Raw genomic sequence first — 20,349 nt, forward strand, 5'->3', positions numbered from 1 at the left:
TTCTATATGAATATTTGTTAAATTTCTGTAAAATTTAAGTAGATTAAAGCATGAATTTTATCATGTAGAGTACAATGGTAGTAACGACCTTCTTTCCTGAATGGGGTCAAAAAAACTAGTAGAGGAGTGGTTTTCTCTTGAAACCTACAACTACTCGTATGCTAACACGCATTAAATCAATTTATATGTACATCAATGAAAACGGAACGGTAACGACGAAAGACCTTGTAGATGAGTTCGGGATCACACCGCGAACGATACAACGTGATCTAAATGTGTTGCAGTTTAATGAACTCGTGTATAGCCCTTGCCGCGGTAAGTGGACAACAACAGGAAAGAAAGTGAGAATGACCTCATAATGAAAAATAATTGTATGTAAATAAATACATACCCCTTTCTAATAATTAGAAAGGGGTCTTTTCTGCGCCTATAAAGGTACTACTTTTCAGTATCTACTTGATATGTTTTTAACATTTCTACTTCTTCATCTGTTAGCTCTCGGTATTGTCCAAGTTCTAGTTCTTCATCTAATACTAACGGACCCATCTCTGTTCTCTTTAGGTAGACTACTTTTTTCCCTACCGCTTCAAACATACGCTTCACTTGATGGAATTTCCCTTCCGTAATCACAAGCTCAATTTCAGAAATATCATCGCTTTTCAATATTGTAAGTGCACCTGGCTTTGTTTCATAGCCATCATCTAAAATAACACCTTTAGCAAACTCTTTTACATCCTCTTCTGTTACTACTCCTGCAACGTGTGCATAATATTTTTTCGGCACATGCTTTTTCGGAGATAATAATTGATGTGATAACTTCCCATCATTTGTTATCAATAAGAAACCTTCCGTATCGATATCAAGTCGTCCAACTGGGAACGGATCAAAGATTGCATCTTCTAATTCTAATAAATCTATTACTGTTTCATGATTATCATCTTCCGTCGCTGAAATAACACCTTGTGGTTTATGCATCATTAAGTAAACAAATTCTTTGTATTCCACAACTTCACCGTGAATCATAACTTCTTGCTCTTCTACATTTACATGAACTTTCGCATCTTTTACTGGTGTTCCATCAATTTTCACAACGCCGTCTTTCAATAATTTCTTTACTTCTTTTCTACTTCCATATCCCATATTTGCTAATAATTTATCTAATCTCACGTTTTTCACCTTCTTTATTTATCATAGAAAAGGGGACGTAATTACGCCCCTCTTGATTTCAACTTTATTTTAAATCTACTACCAAGTTTACGTTGAATTTTATCTAATGCTTCTCCGCCAAATACTCTTTCAAGTACTCCTGTGCGAATTGCTAACAATCCGTAAACAAGACCGCCAATACCTGCACAAATTGCAACTGTTATAAGAGCACCAATACGGCCATCAGGCGAAATCATGAAGGATAGAAGCCATTGTGATAGTTTTACAGCAACGACCATTATAAGTGTTAGTACTGCAATTTGGAATGTTCTTTTATATACAACACCGAATGAATAGTGTGCGTATTTTTTAATTTGTTGATTTGTGTACCAAACAGAAGCTAAGAAACCAACTGCTGTTGCTAGAATTGCTCCTACTGTACCGAAATAACGAATAAAGATTACGTTACATACAAATTTCAAAATAACGCCCATTATAAGCGCAATAATCGCATGCTTCTGCTGGTTAATACCTTGCAGGATTGCCGCTGTTACTGTAAATAAAGCGAATAACAACGCAACTGGTGCATACCACATTAATACTTGTCCACCTAGTGGATCTGAATCGTAAAACGCAGTATAAATTGGATATGCCAGTGAAGAAATACCGACAACTGCTGGCAATGTTAAAAACATATTCGCCTGGAATGTTTGTGTAATTTGTAATTTCAAATAACGGTATTGTTTTTCAGTAAATGATTTTGTAATTGCTGGTACAAGCGTTAAACTAAACGCTGTTGCAAGTGATACAGGAATCATGATTAACTTATGCGTCCACATTGTGAAAATACCGAGAGCTCGCTCTGCGATATCACCTTGACCAATCGCCTGCATAATTGAGTTAAATGTCAATGTATCAATTTGTTGATATAAAGGAATTGTTAACCCAATTACAACGTAAGGAATCGCATATGCAAATAACTCTTTAAACAATTGAACGGTGCTTACTGTTGATTCTGGTACAGTTTGTTCAATTAAATATTGATCCAAATATTTTTTACGTTTTAACCAGTACCAAATTAACACACCGAGCGCTCCAACCGCTGAAACGAACGCAGCAAATGTCGCTACTCCAACTGCTGTTGCAACTGTACCGCCAAGTACTTTAATAACGATAAAACTACCCGCTAATAAAAAGACGATACGAATAATTTGTTCAATAATTTGTGAAACGGTAGTTGGTCCCATAGACTGGTGACCTTGGAAATAACCACGAATTAAACTCGCTGCTGGTACAACAATAAGTGCGAAACTTACAAGACGAATGATCGTCGTAACTTCTCCTACATTATTGTGTATACTTTGTTTACCAAGCATCGCTTCTGCAAACAATGGCGCCGTCATGTACAGTACTAGGAACGAAAGAACTCCTGTTACTATCATCATAACCATTCCCGAGCGGAACATTCTCCGGCTCGTTTTATAATCGCCAAGCGCATTATATTTGGAAACAAATTTTGAAACAGCAAGTGGCACACCTGCCGTTGCGATACTTAAAAAGATCGTATATGGAATGTATCCATATGTATAGAGCGTTCCGCCTTCTGTTCCTACTAATGCATGAAACGGAAAGACGTAAATCATGCCTAAGAACTTTACTAAAAATGTCCCTAGCGTAACAATAAGCGTTCCGCGCAGAAATTTCGAATCGGACATACAAAAATCCTCCTACATCTACATAAAGTGAAACTATAATTAGTTGGAGACTTCTCTCCTACTCCTTATTAGTTGAACCATTCGAGCATTTACAGGCTAACAGACTCCCTATTTACTTCTCCTAAATCTTGAGGTTTTAGTCTTATCGCCTACAAATGGCAGGATAGTGCTGAACTCTAACTTTTGTATTGTACCACAATTCTCTCATTAAGCAGTACTTCACTCTATTTTTCTTTTAAGGGAAAACATGCTATTCTTTTAGGCAGGAAATGTAGAAAATGAGGTCGATATATTATGCATTATGATGTTATTGTCATCGGCGGCGGTCCTTCTGGGCTAATGGCTGCAATTGCTGCTGCAGAAGAAGGCGCAAATGTCTTACTTCTTGATAAAGGAAATAAACTTGGGCGTAAACTTGCAATTTCTGGTGGCGGACGCTGTAACGTAACGAACCGTCTACCACTTGATGAAATTGTTAAACATATACCAGGAAACGGTCGCTTCTTATACAGCGCTTTTTCTATTTTTAATAATGAAGATATTATTACATTCTTCGAAAATCTTGGTGTTAAATTGAAAGAAGAAGACCACGGTCGCATGTTCCCTGTGTCAAACAAAGCACAATCTGTTGTAGACGCACTTTTAACACGATTAAAAGACTTAGGTGTAAAAATCCGTACAAATACGCCTGTTGAAACGATTGAATATGAAAATGGTCAAACGAAAGCAGTTATACTGCAAACAGGCGAAGTGTTAGAAACGAATCACGTCGTTATCGCTGTTGGCGGAAAATCAGTTCCTCAAACTGGATCTACTGGAGACGGATATGCTTGGGCTGAAAAAGCGGGTCATACAATTACAGAATTATTCCCAACAGAAGTACCTATCCTTTCAAACGAGCCGTTTATACGTGACCGCTCATTACAAGGTCTTGCTTTACGTGATATAAACTTAAGCGTATTAAACCCGAAAGGAAAAGCTATCATTTCTCACAAAATGGACATGCTCTTCACTCATTTTGGCCTATCTGGTCCTGCTGCTCTTCGCTGTAGTCAATTCGTCGTGAAAGCACTGAAAAAGTTTAAAACGAATACAATACAAATGAGTATTGATGCATTGCCAGAGGAAAATAGTGAGCAACTATTTCAGCGCATGCTGAAACAAATGAAAGAAGATCCGAAAAAAGGAATTAAAAACGTTTTAAAAGGTTATGTTCCTGAACGTTACTTCCTATTCTTATTAGAAAAAAATGAAATTGACGGCAGCGAACAAGCTGGACAAGTTTCTCACGAAAAGATTCGTGCACTTGTGAAAGACTTTAAAGAGTTTACTGTGAATGTAAATGGTACGCAGTCAATTGAAAAAGCATTCGTTACTGGCGGCGGTGTATCCGTGAAAGAAATTAACCCGAAAGAAATGTCTTCTAAATTTACGAACGGCTTATATTTCTGCGGAGAAGTTCTTGATATTCACGGTTATACTGGTGGCTATAATATTACATCAGCCCTTGTTACTGGTAGAATTGCCGGAACGACAGCTGGAGAAAACGCGAAAATGCAGTATTAAAAAAAGAAACAGGGATTCCTGTTTCTTTTTTTATAGGTACATGAAATTATATGAGCAATTCCACAAATATATCAGCGATTCCGCAACTTATATCGGCGATTTCCCAAATTTATCAGCGATTCTGCAACTTATATCGGCGATTTTCCAAATTTATCAGCGATTCTGCAACTTATATCGGCGATTTTCCAAATTTATCAGCGATTCTGCAACTTATATCGGCGATTTCCCAAATTTATCAGCGATTCTGCAACTTATATCGGCGATTTCCCAAATTTATCAGCGATTCTGCAACTTATATCGGCGATTTCCCAAATTTATCGACTTACCGACAAGAAACGACAAATATCTGCTCCATGTAACTTTCCATTGCTTTTTTGTTGCTTTATTTACCTTAGTACCTTTATATTTTATATTGTTGAATATTTAAAAAGGGTAAGGGGAAAACAAATGAGAAAAAAAGTCATGATGTCTTTAATGTTAATGACGTTTCTTTCTGCGGTAGAAGGAACGATTGTTAGTACAGCAATCCCTCGTATAACGAGTGATTTGTCAGGCGTCGAACTTGTTAGTTGGGTATATGCAATTTATATGCTTGCAACAGCTGTTTCGACTCCAATATACGGAAAGCTCGCTGATTTATTTGGCCGTAAAAAAGTTTTACTGATCGGAGCTACAATCTTTTTAGTCGGTTCTGCACTTTGCGGAGTCGTTACATCGATGGAACAATTAATCTTCTTCCGCGCGCTTCAAGGTATCGGTGCTGGTGCTGTTATGCCAATCACAATGACGATTATTGGAGACTTATATAGCGAAGCGAAAGACCGCGCGAAAGCACAAGGTTGGATGAGTGCCGTTTGGGGTGTATCCGGTGTTATCGGGCCGTTAGTAGGTGGATTTTTAGTTGATTCTCTTTCTTGGCGTTATATTTTCTTCCTAAACGTTCCATTCGGAATTATCGCTTGCTTAATGATTGCAATTTACTACAAAGAATCTATTAAACCTGCTAAGCATCATATCGATTATCTTGGTGCAACAGTCTTCTCATTAAGTACAATCGCTCTACTATATGCATTATTAACAGGTAGCAGTAAGCAAAACTGGGGAGACATGACAATTATCGGCCTATTAATCTTTGCCGCTATTTCATTTATTATTTTCTTATTCATCGAGAAAAAATCTCCAGAACCATTAATTCCGCTAGCACTTTTCTCTAACCGTACATTATCTACGATAAATATATTAACTCTTATTGCTGGCGCAATGATTATTAGTATTACAATGTACCTTCCAATTTGGAGCCAAGGTGTATTAGGGAAAAATGCTACAGAAGCTGGACTTATTTTAATGCCAATCCCTGTTATGTGGACATTTGGCGCTATTTTCTCTGGTAACTTAGTAGGCAAATTAAAAACGAAACAAATCATTTTACTTGGAGCTAGCATTTTATCAGTCGCTACGTTCTTATTATTTACACTATCAACAAATTCACCATCGTTCCTTATTTATGTAGCAGTCGGATTATTCGGCTTAGGAATGGGGCTTGTGACACCGATTTACATGGTAACAATTCAAGCAGCCGTACCAGCTCATACACGCGGAACAGCCGTTGGTTTAAACACATTTATTAATACATTCAGTCAAACGTTAGGTGCTGCAATCTTTGGAACAATCTTTAATACGATGATTCATGCACGCGGCATTAAAAACCTTGATCTTGTATCTGGTGGACACGGCGGGACTACAGCAAGTGTAGCCACTGAATCACAATCCGCATTAGCTGCAAGTGTACACGTTATTTATATGAGCACTTTCGTATTAGCAGTATGTACATTAATTATCGGTTGGCTTTTATTAAAGCCAGCTACACAAACAAGTGAGCAACAATAAAAAGGATGACCATTTTGGTCATCCTTTTTTTATTCTTCATTCTCCACAATATGTTTCAGCATGGATAATTTATTATCCCAAAAACGTTCATAATATGAGAGCCACTGTTGTAATTCTTCTAATGGTTCTGGATGCAAACGATATATCTTCTCTCTTCCGCTTTTTCTTCCACTTACTAAATTCGCTTCCGAAAGAATATGAAGGTGCTTTACAACCGCAGTACGACTCATCGGAAAATGATCCGTTATTTTGGAAATCGGTAACTCTTTGTCACTTAATAACCGTATTACTTCTCGGCGGGTTGGATCAGCAATTGCTTGAAATACATCATATTTCGCTGCTGACGAGGACACTTAGCCTTCGACAACCTTTTTCAGTTTTTCATTTACAATTGCTACCCAACCACCGCTCATTCTATCGCGAATAATAGAGCTCTTCGCATTTGCTTTCGGAAGAATTTCATCAGGATGTTTCCAGCCGCCGTGAATTAACGTAAATTCTGTTTTATTATCTCCTAAGTCTTTCAAATTAAATGAAACAACCCAGCCATCTGTATCCCATGAGAAAGACAAATGGTTTGGCTCATCAATTTCTAACACTTTACATGGTGATGGCCCAAATGGTGATTGCACATGAAATTCATGTCCTACCTCTAATACAAAATCATTTGGCATAAACCATGACGCAATCCCTTCTGCAGTTGATACTACACTCCATACCTTTTGAATAGACGCGTTAAAAACGATTGTTTGTTTAATATCATTTAATGTATTTTGTTGTTCCATTTTCATTCTCCTTTACTCGGCGTTACAACATAACACCTTTTGGTTATACTTCGATAATATAACACCTTTTAGTTTCATGTCAACGCCAATTCTTTTACTGTTGAGAAATTCTCAACATTTTTTCAACAGGACAAACACCCTCTTAGCATTCCCTCATAATATACTCACAAAGGCAATACAAAATAAAAACTTCTCTCAACATGGAACTCCATCATTCATATTGAAAGAAGCGCCTTACTTATATCATGCGTACTTCGTCTCTCCTCCTTCCCTCAAGGGACAATACGCGAGATATGACAAATCAGAAGGAATATGCCCACCATTTGAGTAGGTAGTTATTTCTCTTCTCCTCAACATTTCCTCAGGAGCGAAATGACTACCGACTCACTTTTTTCAAACAAAAATAAAAAGGGGATGAAAGCTATGTTCTATTGCATTAACTGCTCTGATATTCATCATGAAAAACATCCGAATGATAAAGTATTCAAAAACGGTTTTTATATTGATCCATTTTTAGGTGATCGTTATCACCTTGGTATGTGTAAAGATGCCCAAAATCATGAAACAGGGGAGCCTCTTTTAACGACAAAGAAATTAGGCACACCCCAATCTATTATGAACGTATTACCGACACATGTTGTCCCAACATAAAACATAAAAAAGAGCTGGGTGAGCCAGCTCTTTTTTATGCTTTATAAACGATCATTGCTGAAAAACAATAAATTTGGTTTTCATCGTCGTTAATGGAAACACCAACTTGATACTTAATATCTACAAAGTTGCTATCATCAATCTTTTTCAAAAACACATTCACAGCGTCTTCTAAGTCTTTTTCGTGACTTTCATCAAACACTTTCACACGAATCATGTTAACACCATCCTAGATCGCAGCCCTCCGCCGCTTGATTATTGCCACGGTGCGTATCTATGATGCGATAAAACTTTCCATTCTCATATATATATCCGTCTTCTAACACATATTTTTTATCTTCAGTATAGACATAAAACTTACCTATCATAAATTTACTCGTATATAATTCCAAATAATTTGGTCTAAATTTAGCTACAACTTTATTTGTAATATCAATTTTTATTGTGCGCCCCACCTTCTCTCCCTCCTTTGCAAAGAACGGATTTAGGTATATTGTATTAGCGCTTTTACATTTTATGCTTAAAAATAAGTGGATATGCCCTCTTTCTCACCTGTACTATTTTTCTAAAAAAATCACTATAAAGTGAAACTTTAATCAGCCCGACCACCCACCTAACTTCTTTGCTTTCGCTGAATTTTGAGGTGGGGGTCTTATTGCCCGTTAATGCGGGATAAATAAGTTCAAAAAAAACATAAAAAAGCACTTTATCTTATTGACTCGAATATAAATATTATGTTATCATATAAAATTTGACATTTTTACATACGTATGCTATCATTAAAAGTGGTTACCACATATGGAGGTGGATGATTTGTTTCAAATTGGTGATAAAATCGTTTATCCAATGCACGGTGCAGGAATCATCGAAGCAATTGAAGAGAAAGAAATATTAGGTACTTCACGTCAATATTGTGTGATACGCATCATTAGTAAAGATATGCAAGTAATGCTTCCGATGGATCAATTAAAAAAATCAGGTATTCGTTATATCGTTGATCGAGGTACGTTAGATGATATACTTCTTGAATTTCAAAACGGGGAGTCAGACCCATCACTCTCATGGAAACAAAGATATACAATGAATATGGAAAAAATGAAAAATGGCAATTTACAAGATAGCGCAGAAGTGGTTCGGGATTTACTTCGCCGTAATAAAGAGAGAACATTAAATGCGAGCGAAAAACAAATGCTAGATAATGCACGAAAAATGATGATCAGCGAAGTCGCGCTCGTACAAAATGTTACTGAACATCAAGCAACAGAATTTCTTCAAGATACAATTAATCACTAAATTTAAAATAGCTGGCCGCTATTTTTTTTTGTAAAAAAAGGACGAAGAGTTTTATCTCTTCGTCCTTTTATATTACCCACGCCCAGCTTGAAACGATGGATATAACGTCATTCCACCATCTGCAAATAGCGTAATTCCCGTTACGTAACTCGCCTCTGATGAAGCAAGCCAAGTTGCTACTGCTGCGATTTCTTCAGGTTTTCCAATATAGCCCATAGGTATCATACTTTCTACGTCAGCACGTTTTTTAGGATCAGCAAACTTTTCTGCATTGATTGGCGTATTAATTGCACCTGGTCCTATATTATTTACTCGAATACCTTTTGGCGCATATTCTAGCGCTAACGTTTCTGTCATCAGTTTAATGCCACCCTTACTTGCTGCATAGTGCACAAATAGTGGCCACGGAATTTTCTCATGAACACTAGACATATTAATGACAGACCCTTTAATATCATGTTCTACAAAATATTTAATCGCTTCACGACTTCCTAAAAAAGCACCTGTTAAATTTGTATTAATTACCCTATTCCAATCTTCAAGCGGCATTTCATGCGACGGTACCGCGTTTTCTATCCCTGCATTATTAATCATAACGTCAAGCGTACCAAACTCTTTCACAGCAGATTGAATGAGATTCACAACATCTGATTCGACGGTTACATCACCTTTTACAGCAATCGCTTCGCCGCCTACCTTTTTAATTTCTTCTAACACATCATTCGCTTCTGATTCTCGTGAGCGATAATTAATAACCACTTTCGCTTTTTCCTTAGCAAACCTCACTCCCATCGCTCTTCCGAGACCAGTTGCTGATCCTGTAATAACGACAACTTTCCCTGCTAAATCACTATACATTTCCATACCTCCTTTAACTTTTGGCTATACCTAACATAATTCCGGCTGCGATAATAAAAACGATACCGACAACGATACCCGTTAATTGACGTTTCGTTTTCTTTTCACCTAATATAAGGATCCCACCAAGCGTGGAAATAATAATTCCCATTTGCGATAGCGAGAAACTTGTTGCAACTCCAACACGCGGCTGTGAAATGAATAAAAACATATTTCCAGCTGCCCAAATTAATCCTGGAATAATATTGCGAATTGCATATTTATTAAATGGATGATGTTTAAAGGTAAGCAAAATCCCACCTAACACCATACCAACTGCTTGTGGCAACAAAGCGGACCAGCCATCTACGTTAAATAACCTAATTACTACTACGTAAACTAAATAACCGACTGTTGAAATTAATAAAATTACGATACCTCTTTTAAAGTTTGCTGCTTGCTCTGCATTCTTTTCTTCTTCACTTTGAAGCGATGTTAAAATAACACCGATAATAATACAAACGAGCGCTAAAATCCCAAGGACGACCGATATTGTCGTGGACCATTCATGAAATACGATAACGCCAAATAAAGTCGTCGCGACTAATTGAAGTCCTGTTGAAATTGGCATCGTCCTCGAAACACCCATTAAATCAATACTTTTCAATTGATTTGCCTGACCAAGCGCCCAAAATAAACCTGACACAACTCCAACTCCGATAACGGTAGGTGTTAATACTGGCTTCATAAAAATATAAACAACAATTGAGAAAATAAGTGCTCCAAACGTTGTTCCGAGCGTTTGACTATACGGGCCCCCGCCCAGTTTTACGTTAAATAGCACAATACTTCCCCAAAATATAGCTGGTAAAATCGCTAAAAATATATCCATCACTCATTACCTTTCTTTACTAAATGCCATAGATTATCACTCTAAGTCGTTAGAGTGAGCTTTTATTTTTTCTTTTTCCCGTTCACAAACTTTTTCTGCAATAACGTCAGAAACATTCTTTTCTCGCTCCACTTTCTTTATCTTTACGTGATCTAAATGGTCTTCCAAAGTAAGCGTAACTTTATCGTTCGGCGGATTATGCGCTCCTTGAAATGTAAGAAATTGTAGCTTCACTTCGTATCTAGGAACAAATTCATCTTTCTTGCCGAGACGCTTTATATCTATAACTGAAGCACATTCATGTTGATCTTCTGTCACTTGTCTAATAACTGAATAGTACCTATTTGATAATGCACTCTCTAAAAGCTGTTCTCTTGATTCTTTCGCGAAAGAATCGCTTGGAGAAGAGAAAAAGGCCACACATAGCATTGTGATAACTACACATATTTTTTTCATAGTTCCCTCCTTGTTCTATAGATTAGTGTTCTCAAAACTGCCATAAAAAAACGACTTTCCCTATGTAGGAAAGTCGTTTTAATGAATCCAATATTAACCACCGCTCACTGGTGGAATTAGTGCAACAACATCACCAGATTGGACCCTGTCATCTTCATTTGCGTATTCTTCATTAATCGCAACCATAATTGGCTCTGAAACTGGTACATTATATTCGTTCGCAACAACATCTTTTAACTGTGCAACCGTAATATTTTCTTTCTCTATTTGTAATTCACTTGTCCCTGCTTCTTCTTGCAAGTGCGCAAATAACAATACTCTAATCATACTTATAGCTCCTTCCCAGGCTCTCCCGCCGGATATGGTGTTTTTTCTAATTGATCACCAATCCATGAGTCACCATCTTCCCAAAACTCCTTTTTCCAAATCGGAACAATTTGTTTTATGCGTTCCATAATATATTTGTTCGCTTCATAAGCCGCTTTACGGTGTGGTGTTGAAACAGCAACAACAACCGCTATATCAGAAATTTGCAACGTACCGATGCGATGTGTAATCGCAACATATGTACCTGGCCATTTCTCTTTCACTTCCAAGCCAATTTTCTCTAGCATCTTTTCTGCCATCGTCTTATAAGCAACATACTCTAAGTATAATGTACGACGCCCTTTCGTAAACTCTCTAACCGTTCCAATAAATGTTGTAACAGCACCGCATTCACGTCGAATTACTTTCTTCGTTACTTCTTCAATTGAGATTTCTGTATCAATTACTTCATAATATGTATTTATCATTTCGCACTCCTAACCGTTTGTAAAAACCAGTCTATGTACAACTCTTCTTCTGTTATATGAAATACTTTATATTCTTCTCGTATATTTGCCGGAACATCATACCACGTAATAACCGCCACTATATTTTCTACTTTATGTAAAAGCTCAATGTCTTCCGCAGAACGAAGTAACACTACTTTCGAGTAATTCTCTTTTTTATAGCCTTCTATTAAAATTGTATCCACTTCAAAAAACTCATATAAGCGAATAATTTCTTGCAAGGACCATTTCTTTCTTAGTGAAGAAAGTGAAAGCAATCCAGCACCTTCTACACTACTTACGACAGCACCAGCTTTATGGTGTCTTTCGCTATCTTTTTGCGCTACTTCTGGAAAGCCTCCGTGCCCGTGATGTTTAATTGTAGCAACTTTCATTTTTCGTTCAGCTAATGCATGCACCACTTTCTCAACAAGTGTTGTTTTCCCGCTATTTTGATATCCTACTATTTGTAAGATTGAAGGGGCTTTGCCCATGGCCAATCACATCCCTCAGAGTGCTCTAACAATAATACGGATACTTTCATTCCGGTCTCAAATCCTCTCGTTCCTCCAGGTAACACGATAAAAGCATTCGCATCTGCAAGTGAAGATACCGCACTCGATTTATCTAAACCAACTGGCATCGCTTGTAACGCCCCGTCCACAATTGTTACGTTCGCTCTTACGAAACGAGTAAATGGATTTGGCTTTGGAAAATCTTTTTGTAAAATAGCATCCGCTCTATATACGTGAGGTTCCTTCGCATACAAATACGTTTTTATAATTGGATGCACAAATAATTCAAAGCCTACATAACAAGCAGACGGATTTCCTGATAAACCAAAGAGTAACTTTCCATCAACTTCAGCTACTGTCGTTACACTTCCGGGCCTCATGGCTATCTTATTAAAGAGTACATTTGCCTGTAACCTTTCATAAATAGCTGGTAAGTAGTCATAATCTCCTACTGATACACCGCCTGTTGTAATTAAAATGTCGACCTCATCCACCGCTGATTGAACAGCTGTAAAACATGCATCTAACTCATCCGCGAGTTGACCATAATAACGAACTTTCCCGCCAGCTTTCATAATTTGAGCTGCGATCATATACGAGTTACTATTTCTAATTTTCCCCGGCTCTAACGGCTCATGTACTTCTAATAATTCACTTCCTGTCGTTACAATACCGACAACAGGCTGTTTTACAACTTTCACAGTGCTATATCCAAACGTTGCTAATAAGGCGGCAACACCTGGATTAATTGCAACGCCTTTCTGAACGAGAACTTGATTTTGTTTTATATCTTCTCCTTTAAACGACACATTGTCACCGTTATTAAAAGGGCGTTTTAACTTCATATATGTTTTCCCGTTCTTCTCAAACCCTTCTGTCAGCTCTAGCATTACGACTGCATTGCAATCTTTTGGAATAGCTGCTCCTGTCATAATACGAACCACCTGAAAAGATCCTACTTCTTCTGTAAAAACAGAACCCGCCCCGATTTCTCCTATTACTTCAAATTCAACTGGATTCTCTTGAGTTGCTTCTTTCGTATCTTCTGCTCGAATGGCGAAACCATCGTAAGGGGAACGATCAAAATGAGGAACGTCATGATCTGAGACAACATCTTCCCCGAGAATTCTCCCGTAACTTTCCGTAATAGAAATTTCTTCTACTTCACCATGCTTTGCATATTTCATTACCCGTTCTACTGCCTCAGCAACTTGAATTGGAATTCGTTTTTCTACCATCGTTTCTCACCTCATATTTGCAATTTTTTTTATCTCGATTAAACTTTATATATTCAATAGAAATTACTTCAAGGAGGAATTCCATGTCTTCATTTACACACTTTAATGACCAAGGACGCGCGAAGATGGTTGATATAAGTGACAAAAAAGCAACCGTTCGAACAGCAATTGCGTGCTCTAGCATTGTCGTTACGAAAGAAATTTACGATAAAATCTCTCACAATGAAATTGGGAAAGGTGACGTATTAGCAGTTGCGCAAATCGCAGGCATTATGGCTGCGAAACGAACTTCTGATATTATCCCAATGTGCCATCCTTTACTATTAAAAGGTGTTGACGTTTCTTTCGATTGGAAACAATCAGAAGAACAATATCGTTTACTCATTGAAGTAAAAGTTAAAACAGAAGGTAGCACCGGTGTTGAAATGGAAGCTTTAACAGCTGCTTCGGCTACCGCTCTTACTGTGTATGATATGTGTAAAGCTGTCGATAAAGGTATGATTATCGGCGAAACGTACTTACTTGAAAAAACAGGTGGAAAAAGTGGAGATTATACGAGAAATTCATAATCCTTTCTCCGTTGAACCTAAAGGATTTCCTTTAGGTTCAACCTATATATCTTGCATATAAACTTTTCGCTACATTTATATCATTCGTCCCATGAATGAAAGCTCTGCCATCTGTAAATAAAACAAAACGATATTCTTCTACCAGAAACGACAATAAATAAGGTGTCGCCTTTATCTCTACGCTTCTTTGTAAGCGCTTTTTAATTTCTTCCAAATTAAAATTCTTCCGCACACCTGGACGAATTTGCACTGTATTTCGCCCACATAACACTTCTGTTTTCGTTTGTGCTTCAAATGTTAAACTCGGATATGTACGTAACCTTCCGCAAGATAAACAAGTATCTTTTTTCTGCCTATTCACTTTAAATGCCATCTGTTGATTATTCCAAAGATCAAATGATAACATCGTTTCACGAAGCGCTCCGTAGTCTTCTACTAATATTTTCAGCGCTTCCGTAGTTTGATGCGCAACTACTAATTGTACTGCCGGTTGTATAATACCAGCTGTGTCACATGTTGCTCCGCTCGCCGGATGCTCCATTAAACAGCGAAAACACGGTGTTTTCCCTGGTAAAATTGTATACGTTACTCCGTAGCTTCCAACGCACCCACCATATATCCACGGAATATTATACTTTTGTGAAATATCATTAATGAGAAGACGCGTTTCAAAATTATCTGTCGCATCTAATATTAAATCTACATCATTCACTAATTCTTCCATTTCTTGCACCGTTACATCCGTCACAACAGGAGTTATTTCCACCTCAGAATTAATCGCTCTTAAATGCTCTGCTGCCGCTACCGCCTTCGGTTTATACTGCTTTGCATCTTCTTCTGTATATAGTTGTTGTCTTTGTAAATTACTCCATTCTACATAATCACGATCAGCAATCGTTACTTTTCCAACACCCGCTCTAACAATCGCTTCTGCATTTGCCGCACCGAGAGCACCAGCACCAATAATAAGCACATGCTTCTCTCTTATTTTTCTCTGTCCTTCTTCTCCAACACCAGAAAATAATATTTGTCTTGAATATCGCTCCTGCATGCGATACCCCCCTTTCTTATCCTCCTATATAAGACATTTCGATTTTCGGACGATTTTTTGCACTTTCTTCTGTTCGTTCATCCGAATACCTATCTTTTCTATTCATCCATACATCTTGTATAACACTTAATAACTCCTCATCCGAAAGATTTCCTCTAAGAAGTTCTCTTACATCCAAACCCTCTGTCGCAAATAAGCACGTATAAAACTTTCCATCTGCCGAAATTCTCGCCCTCGTACAAGAGACACAAAATGACTCAGAAACAGATGTAATAAAACCAACTTCAACATTTGTTCCAACGTACCGATATCGCTTCGCAACTTCACCAAAGTAATGCGCTTCAGCTGGCTCAAGCGGATACACCTTATGAATCATCTCAATCAATTCTCGCTTTGTAACGACTTGATCAAAATTCCACCCATTTGTACTACCAACATCCATAAACTCAATAAACCGAAGCGTGATTCCTTGCTCTTTAAAATACGCAGCCATCGGTAGTACTTGATGATCGTTCATCCCTCTTTTCACAACCATATTTACCTTTACTTCCAAGCCCGCCTCTTTAGCTGCTATAATTCCCTTAATTACCGGTTTCGTATTAATATTTCGACCATTAATATTCTTAAATATGTCATCATCTATCGCATCTAAACTAACATTCACTCTATGTAATCCAGCTTCTTTTAATGCCTTCGCTTGTTTCGTTAAATGAATAGCATTTGTCGTTAACCCTATATCTATTAGCCCATCAATTTTCACAAGACGTGCAATAAGTTTTGTTAAATCTTTACGAAGCAGTGGCTCACCGCCAGTAAGTCTAATTTTCCGTACACCGATGCTAACAAATAATTTTGCCAAACGCTCAATTTCATCAAAAGTTAGTAAAAACTCGTCTTTCAAAAAAGCATATTCTGGCCCAAATATTTCCGCTGGCATACAATATGTACATCTAAAATTGCAACGATCAATGACAGATATACGTAAATCTTGAAGTGGGCGTCCAAAAAAATCTTTAACCATCTCCTGCATCGCCACCCTCCCTTTCTGCCAAATTTCTTTCTTTTCATTCTATTATAATATATTTTCGAACTGCGATGTTTTTGCTCAAGTGAATAAAGTGAAACTTTAAATAATTAGAGGGGATCCACTCCCCCTGGTTAACGAGGTTTACTTACAAATACAAGGATAAAAAAACCTTGAAGCATAAAAGCCCCAAGGTTTTCTTTTTATTAACTTAATCTAATAATCGTTAGAGTAGCTCCTGGCGTTGCCGTAGATAATGTAGCTATTGCAACTAATCCAAATAACTGCAGACTAATAGCAGCTCCAGCAGGCAAGTTAGCAATTATTGTTGCACTAAATGAACCAGTAGCCACTGTCGGAGCGTTTATCGTTCCCGCAAGCGGACTGCCATTTACAGTTATACGAGAACTTACAACTAATCCTGCCGTTAAATTAATTGTATAAGCTATATAATAATTTCCTGCATTCGCAACTGTAAATATAGTATTTCCACCACTAACGGTTATTCCTGGACCAATATTTTGATTGTTCGGTAATGGTACATTCGTACCACCTAATAAAACGGAAATAGCGGTTCCTGATGTATTATTCGCAAATGCATACGTTGCAGTTGTACTAACTCCAGTCGCCCCGGTCGCTCCAGTGGCTCCAGCTCCAGTTGGACCTGTATCTCCAGTTGGACCTTGTGAACCGGTTGCTCCTGTAGCCCCCGTTGGACCTTGGATTCCTTGGGGACCTTGAATTCCTTGGGGACCTGTCGCTCCGGTTGCTCCTGTAGCTCCCGTTGGACCTTGAATTCCTTGCGGGCCTTGGATTCCTTGTGGGCCTTGAATTCCTTGGGGACCTGTCGCTCCGGTTGCTCCTGTAGCTCCCGTTGGACCTTGAATTCCTTGCGGGCCTTGGATTCCTTGTGGGCCTTGAATTCCTTGGAGACCTGTCGATCCGGTTGCTCCTGTAGCTCCCGTTGGACCTTGAATTCCTTGCGGGCCTTGAATTCCTTGCGGGCCTTGTGGGCCGGTCGGGCCTATATCACCTTGCGGACCTTGGATTCCCTGTGGGCCTTGTGCCCCGGTTGCCCCTGTCGCTCCTTGGATTCCTTGAGGACCTTGTGGACCTTGAATTCCTTGGGGGCCGGTTGGACCTATGTCGCCTTGTGGGCCTTGAATTCCTTGGGGACCTTGTGCTCCGGTTGCCCCCGTTACTCCTTGGATTCCTTGTGGACCTTGAATACCCTGTGGACCGGTTGGACCTATCTCTCCTTGAACACCTTGGATTCCTTGCGGGCCCTGTAAACCCGTCACTCCGGTTGCTCCCGTTGCTCCTGTCGCTCCTGTCACTCCAGTTGAGCCTGTCGCCCCGGTATCTCCTGTTACTCCTGTCGCACCTGTTGCTCCTTGAATCCCTTGTATTCCTTGCACTCCTTGTGCGCCCATCGGACCGGTTGGACCAATCGCCCCTTGTATTCCTTGCACTCCTTGGGGGCCCTCTGGACCCGTTGCTCCTATTTCCCCTTGTATCCCTTGAATTCCAGTTGCTCCTTGTGCTCCAGTTGCTCCCGTTATCCCTTGCACACCTTGTATTCCCTGTATTCCTTGTGGACCTTGTGGGCCTGTTGCTCCTACCGGTCCTTGAATGCCTTGTATCCCCTGAGGACCCTCTGGACCCGTTGCTCCAACTGGCCCTTGAACACCTTGTATTCCTTGCGGGCCCTGAAGTCCCTCTGGGCCTTCTGGACCTGTTGGACCTATCTCTCCTTGTATCCCTTGGATTCCAGTTGGACCTTGTGGCCCAGTCGGACCTATGTCACCTTGCGGACCTTGGATTCCCTGTGGACCTTGTGCTCCTGTTCCCCCTGTCGCTCCTTGGATTCCTTGAGAACCTTGTGGGCCTTGAATTCCTTGTGGGCCGGTTGGACCTATGTCGCCTTGTGGGCCTTGAATCCCTTGCGGACCTTGATCTCCAGTAGCCCCGGTTACTCCTTGAATTCCTTGGGGACCTTGAACACCTTGGGGACCGGTCGGACCTATCTCTCCCTGCACACCTTGGATTCCTTGCGGACCTTGCAAACCCGTCACTCCGGTTGCTCCCGTTTCTCCTGTCTCTCCTGTCACTCCAGTTGAGCCTGTCGCCCCAGTATCTCCTGTTACTCCTGTCGCCCCGGTTGCTCCTGTCGGGCCAGGTGGTCCACCAGATGGACCTGTTACTCCCGCCGGACCTGATGGCCCCGTTGGGCCGGTCGGTCCTGCTGGTCCTCCAGATGGGCCTGTTACCCCTGTTGGACCGGTTACTCCTGTTGGACCTGTAGTGCCTTCCCCTGTCGCCCCAGTTGCTCCCGTATCTCCTGTTGCCCCCGTCGGACCTTGGATTCCTTGAATTCCCTGTGGACCTTGCACTCCTTGTGCGCCCGTCGCTCCTTGAATTCCTTGTACTCCTTGCACACCTTGGGGACCCATCGGACCTGTTGGACCAATCTCCCCTTGAGCACCTTGCACTCCTTGGGGACCCTCTGGACCCGTTGCTCCTATTTCCCCTTGTATCCCTTGAATTCCAGTTGCTCCTTGTACTCCAGTTGCTCCCGTTATCCCTTGCACACCTTGTATTCCCTGAATTCCTTGTGGACCTTGTGGGCCTGTTGCTCCTACCGATCCTTGAATACCTTGTATCCCCTGAGGACCCTCTGGACCCGTTGCTCCAACTGGCCCTGGCACACCTTGTATTCCTTGCGGGCCCTGAAGTCCCTCTGGGCCTTCTGGACCTGTTGGTCCTATATCACCCATCGGACCTTGTATTCCTTGAACTCCCTGTGGGCCTGTTGCTCCTGATGGCCCTGGTACTCCTTGTATTCCTTGTGGACCTTGATCTCCTGTTGCTCCTGTGGCCCCTTGAGGCCCTATAGCCCCCTGTATACCTTGTGGACCTTGATCCCCTGTTGCTCCCGTTGCCCCTTGAATACCTTGAACTCCTTGTATTCCTTGTTCACCAGTTACTCCCGTCGGACCAGGAATACCTTGAATACCCTGCGGACCTTCTGGACCTGTTGGACCAATTGGCCCTTGAATCCCTTGGATTCCTTGCAAGCCCTGTGCTCCCGTGCTTCCAGTCGGACCTGTACTTCCCGTTGCTCCTGTTATCCCTGTACTTCCTGTAGCTCCAGTATTCCCAGTTGCTCCAGTCGCACCTGTACTTCCACTCGGTCCACCGCCCGGACCTGTTGCACCAGTCGGCCCCGTCGGACCAGGAGGTCCTCCAGATGGTCCAGTTATCCCAGTTGGACCTGTTATTCCAGTCGGGCCTGTTATCCCCTGACCAGTTGCTCCCGTTAACCCCGTACTTCCAGTTAGTCCTTGTGCCCCTTGAATTCCTTGAGCTCCTTGAATTCCTTGAGGACCAGTTACCCCTGGCACTCCTTGCACACCTTGGATTCCTCGAGGTCCCTCAGGTCCAGTAGCTCCAATCGGACCTTGTAATCCCTGTACGCCCTGTATCCCCTGCGCTCCAGTTGCTCCTGTCGAACCAATCGGACCTTGAATTCCTTGCACCCCTTGTAAACCTGTCGCTCCTGTTGCTCCTTGTGGCCCCCTTAACCCTTGTGGTCCCTGCTGTCCTTCTGGTCCAGTTGCACCTATTGAACCAACTGGTCCTTGTATCCCTTGCACACCTTGAGGTCCTGTCGGGCCCATCTCCCCCATCGGACCTTGTAACCCTCTCGGTCCTTGAGGACCAGTTGGACCCCGTGGACCTGTTGGGCCAGTAATCCCTATACCTGTAAATCCAGTTGGAACAGGAGGGAAAGTAGGTCCAATAAGTTCGGGTGGAATTCTAAAATTAGAGCTTAACGAATTTTGCTTCCCATTATTATCACGTTTCTTCACACTTTCACCACCTACAAACCTTCTTTTTCATAATAAATAA

General features: G+C 40.5%; 22 protein-coding genes. 6 read left to right on the forward strand and 16 right to left on the reverse strand.

Going from position 1 to position 20,349, the window contains the following annotated elements:
* Positions 1–137: 137 nt before the first annotated feature.
* Positions 138–359 carry a DeoR family transcriptional regulator gene (locus ACS2CR_RS01035; protein WP_000805512.1) on the forward strand — a complete coding sequence of 74 codons (222 nt, stop codon included), beginning with the start codon at positions 138–140 and terminating at the stop codon, positions 357–359.
* Positions 360–438: 79 nt separating this feature from the next.
* Here the strand turns inward: ACS2CR_RS01035 and ACS2CR_RS01040 are convergent, their stop codons facing one another.
* Together ACS2CR_RS01040 and ACS2CR_RS01045 are read right to left on the reverse strand one after the other, a co-directional pair.
* Entirely contained in the window at positions 439–1,167 is a 729-nt protein-coding gene (locus ACS2CR_RS01040) for a pseudouridine synthase (protein WP_001234947.1), read from the reverse strand.
* A 41-nt stretch (positions 1,168–1,208) separates the two neighbouring features.
* Positions 1,209–2,861, reverse strand: coding sequence for a putative polysaccharide biosynthesis protein (locus tag ACS2CR_RS01045; RefSeq protein ID WP_001284029.1), 1,653 nt, complete (start codon positions 2,859–2,861; stop codon positions 1,209–1,211).
* Between the two features lie 294 nt (positions 2,862–3,155).
* Between ACS2CR_RS01045 and ACS2CR_RS01050 the strand changes: the two genes are divergently transcribed.
* Together ACS2CR_RS01050 and ACS2CR_RS01055 are read left to right on the forward strand one after the other, a co-directional pair.
* Positions 3,156–4,427, forward strand: coding sequence for an NAD(P)/FAD-dependent oxidoreductase (locus tag ACS2CR_RS01050; protein ID WP_153602832.1), 1,272 nt, complete (start codon positions 3,156–3,158; stop codon positions 4,425–4,427).
* Between the two features lie 447 nt (positions 4,428–4,874).
* A complete protein-coding gene (locus ACS2CR_RS01055; protein ID WP_001228022.1) occupies positions 4,875–6,314 on the forward strand; it encodes an MDR family MFS transporter in 1,440 nt (479 codons plus the stop codon).
* 29 nt (positions 6,315–6,343) lie between these two features.
* Here the strand turns inward: ACS2CR_RS01055 and ACS2CR_RS01060 are convergent, their stop codons facing one another.
* Positions 6,344–6,667 (reverse strand): ArsR/SmtB family transcription factor, encoded by a 324-nt coding sequence (locus ACS2CR_RS01060; protein ID WP_000098837.1) that lies wholly within the window; start codon positions 6,665–6,667, stop codon positions 6,344–6,346.
* Complete coding sequence (locus ACS2CR_RS01065) at positions 6,668–7,099, reverse strand: SRPBCC family protein (protein ID WP_000437769.1); 432 nt, start codon at positions 7,097–7,099, stop codon at positions 6,668–6,670.
* A gap of 423 nt (positions 7,100–7,522) precedes the next feature.
* On the opposite strand from ACS2CR_RS01065, the gene ACS2CR_RS01070 reads away from it, so the two are divergent.
* Positions 7,523–7,750 carry a DUF3973 domain-containing protein gene (locus ACS2CR_RS01070; protein WP_000498988.1) on the forward strand — a complete coding sequence of 76 codons (228 nt, stop codon included), beginning with the start codon at positions 7,523–7,525 and terminating at the stop codon, positions 7,748–7,750.
* 34 nt (positions 7,751–7,784) lie between these two features.
* Here ACS2CR_RS01070 and ACS2CR_RS01075 read toward each other — a convergent pair whose 3' ends face one another.
* A complete protein-coding gene (locus tag ACS2CR_RS01075; protein WP_000621751.1) occupies positions 7,785–7,967 on the reverse strand; it encodes a sporulation protein Cse60 in 183 nt (60 codons plus the stop codon).
* 1 nt (position 7,968) lies between these two features.
* Positions 7,969–8,205, reverse strand: coding sequence for a DUF2553 family protein (locus tag ACS2CR_RS01080; protein WP_000533804.1), 237 nt, complete (start codon positions 8,203–8,205; stop codon positions 7,969–7,971).
* Positions 8,206–8,548: 343 nt separating this feature from the next.
* On the opposite strand from ACS2CR_RS01080, the gene ACS2CR_RS01085 reads away from it, so the two are divergent.
* On the forward strand, positions 8,549–9,043 hold the full coding sequence (locus tag ACS2CR_RS01085; protein WP_000451444.1) for a CarD family transcriptional regulator: 495 nt from the start codon (positions 8,549–8,551) through the stop codon (positions 9,041–9,043).
* Between the two features lie 72 nt (positions 9,044–9,115).
* Here the strand turns inward: ACS2CR_RS01085 and ACS2CR_RS01090 are convergent, their stop codons facing one another.
* The 7 genes from ACS2CR_RS01090 to moeA form a co-directional block, all read right to left on the reverse strand.
* Positions 9,116–9,901: a glucose 1-dehydrogenase gene (locus ACS2CR_RS01090; RefSeq protein ID WP_000286673.1), complete on the reverse strand. Its 786-nt coding sequence runs from the start codon at positions 9,899–9,901 to the stop codon at positions 9,116–9,118.
* A gap of 13 nt (positions 9,902–9,914) precedes the next feature.
* On the reverse strand, positions 9,915–10,772 hold the full coding sequence (gene glcU / locus ACS2CR_RS01095) for a glucose uptake protein GlcU (protein ID WP_000350861.1): 858 nt from the start codon (positions 10,770–10,772) through the stop codon (positions 9,915–9,917).
* A gap of 36 nt (positions 10,773–10,808) precedes the next feature.
* Complete coding sequence (locus ACS2CR_RS01100) at positions 10,809–11,228, reverse strand: DUF3888 domain-containing protein (protein ID WP_053514556.1); 420 nt, start codon at positions 11,226–11,228, stop codon at positions 10,809–10,811.
* A gap of 93 nt (positions 11,229–11,321) precedes the next feature.
* A complete protein-coding gene (moaD, locus tag ACS2CR_RS01105) occupies positions 11,322–11,555 on the reverse strand; it encodes a molybdopterin converting factor subunit 1 (RefSeq protein ID WP_000621778.1) in 234 nt (77 codons plus the stop codon).
* Between the two features lie 2 nt (positions 11,556–11,557).
* Positions 11,558–12,022, reverse strand: a complete 465-nt coding sequence (gene moaE / locus ACS2CR_RS01110; RefSeq protein ID WP_053514557.1) for a molybdopterin synthase catalytic subunit MoaE — start codon at positions 12,020–12,022, stop codon at positions 11,558–11,560.
* Positions 12,019–12,534 carry a molybdopterin-guanine dinucleotide biosynthesis protein B gene (mobB, locus tag ACS2CR_RS01115; RefSeq protein WP_053514558.1) on the reverse strand — a complete coding sequence of 172 codons (516 nt, stop codon included), beginning with the start codon at positions 12,532–12,534 and terminating at the stop codon, positions 12,019–12,021. The genes moaE and mobB overlap by 4 nt, the downstream gene beginning before the upstream one ends.
* Positions 12,504–13,793, reverse strand: coding sequence for a molybdopterin molybdotransferase MoeA (gene moeA / locus ACS2CR_RS01120; protein ID WP_000229696.1), 1,290 nt, complete (start codon positions 13,791–13,793; stop codon positions 12,504–12,506). Before moeA ends, mobB begins: the two co-directional genes overlap by 31 nt.
* 83 nt (positions 13,794–13,876) lie before the next feature.
* Here moeA and moaC point away from each other — a divergent pair, with 83 nt between their 5' ends.
* Positions 13,877–14,362: a cyclic pyranopterin monophosphate synthase MoaC gene (moaC, locus tag ACS2CR_RS01125; protein ID WP_000094146.1), complete on the forward strand. Its 486-nt coding sequence runs from the start codon at positions 13,877–13,879 to the stop codon at positions 14,360–14,362.
* Positions 14,363–14,399: 37 nt separating this feature from the next.
* Here moaC and ACS2CR_RS01130 read toward each other — a convergent pair whose 3' ends face one another.
* The 3 genes from ACS2CR_RS01130 to ACS2CR_RS01140 all read right to left on the reverse strand — a co-directional run bounded on the left by ACS2CR_RS01130 (position 14,400) and on the right by ACS2CR_RS01140 (position 20,309).
* A complete protein-coding gene (locus ACS2CR_RS01130; protein WP_048568527.1) occupies positions 14,400–15,413 on the reverse strand; it encodes a molybdopterin-synthase adenylyltransferase MoeB in 1,014 nt (337 codons plus the stop codon).
* Between the two features lie 16 nt (positions 15,414–15,429).
* Positions 15,430–16,443 carry a GTP 3',8-cyclase MoaA gene (moaA, locus tag ACS2CR_RS01135; protein ID WP_048568528.1) on the reverse strand — a complete coding sequence of 338 codons (1,014 nt, stop codon included), beginning with the start codon at positions 16,441–16,443 and terminating at the stop codon, positions 15,430–15,432.
* A 200-nt stretch (positions 16,444–16,643) separates the two neighbouring features.
* Positions 16,644–20,309, reverse strand: coding sequence for a BclA-related collagen-like exosporium protein (locus tag ACS2CR_RS01140; protein ID WP_325839052.1), 3,666 nt, complete (start codon positions 20,307–20,309; stop codon positions 16,644–16,646).
* Positions 20,310–20,349 lie beyond the last annotated feature (40 nt).

The organism is Bacillus cereus group sp. BceL291 (genome assembly GCF_051776705.1).
In the GTDB taxonomy this organism is placed as follows: domain Bacteria; phylum Bacillota; class Bacilli; order Bacillales; family Bacillaceae_G; genus Bacillus_A; species Bacillus_A cereus.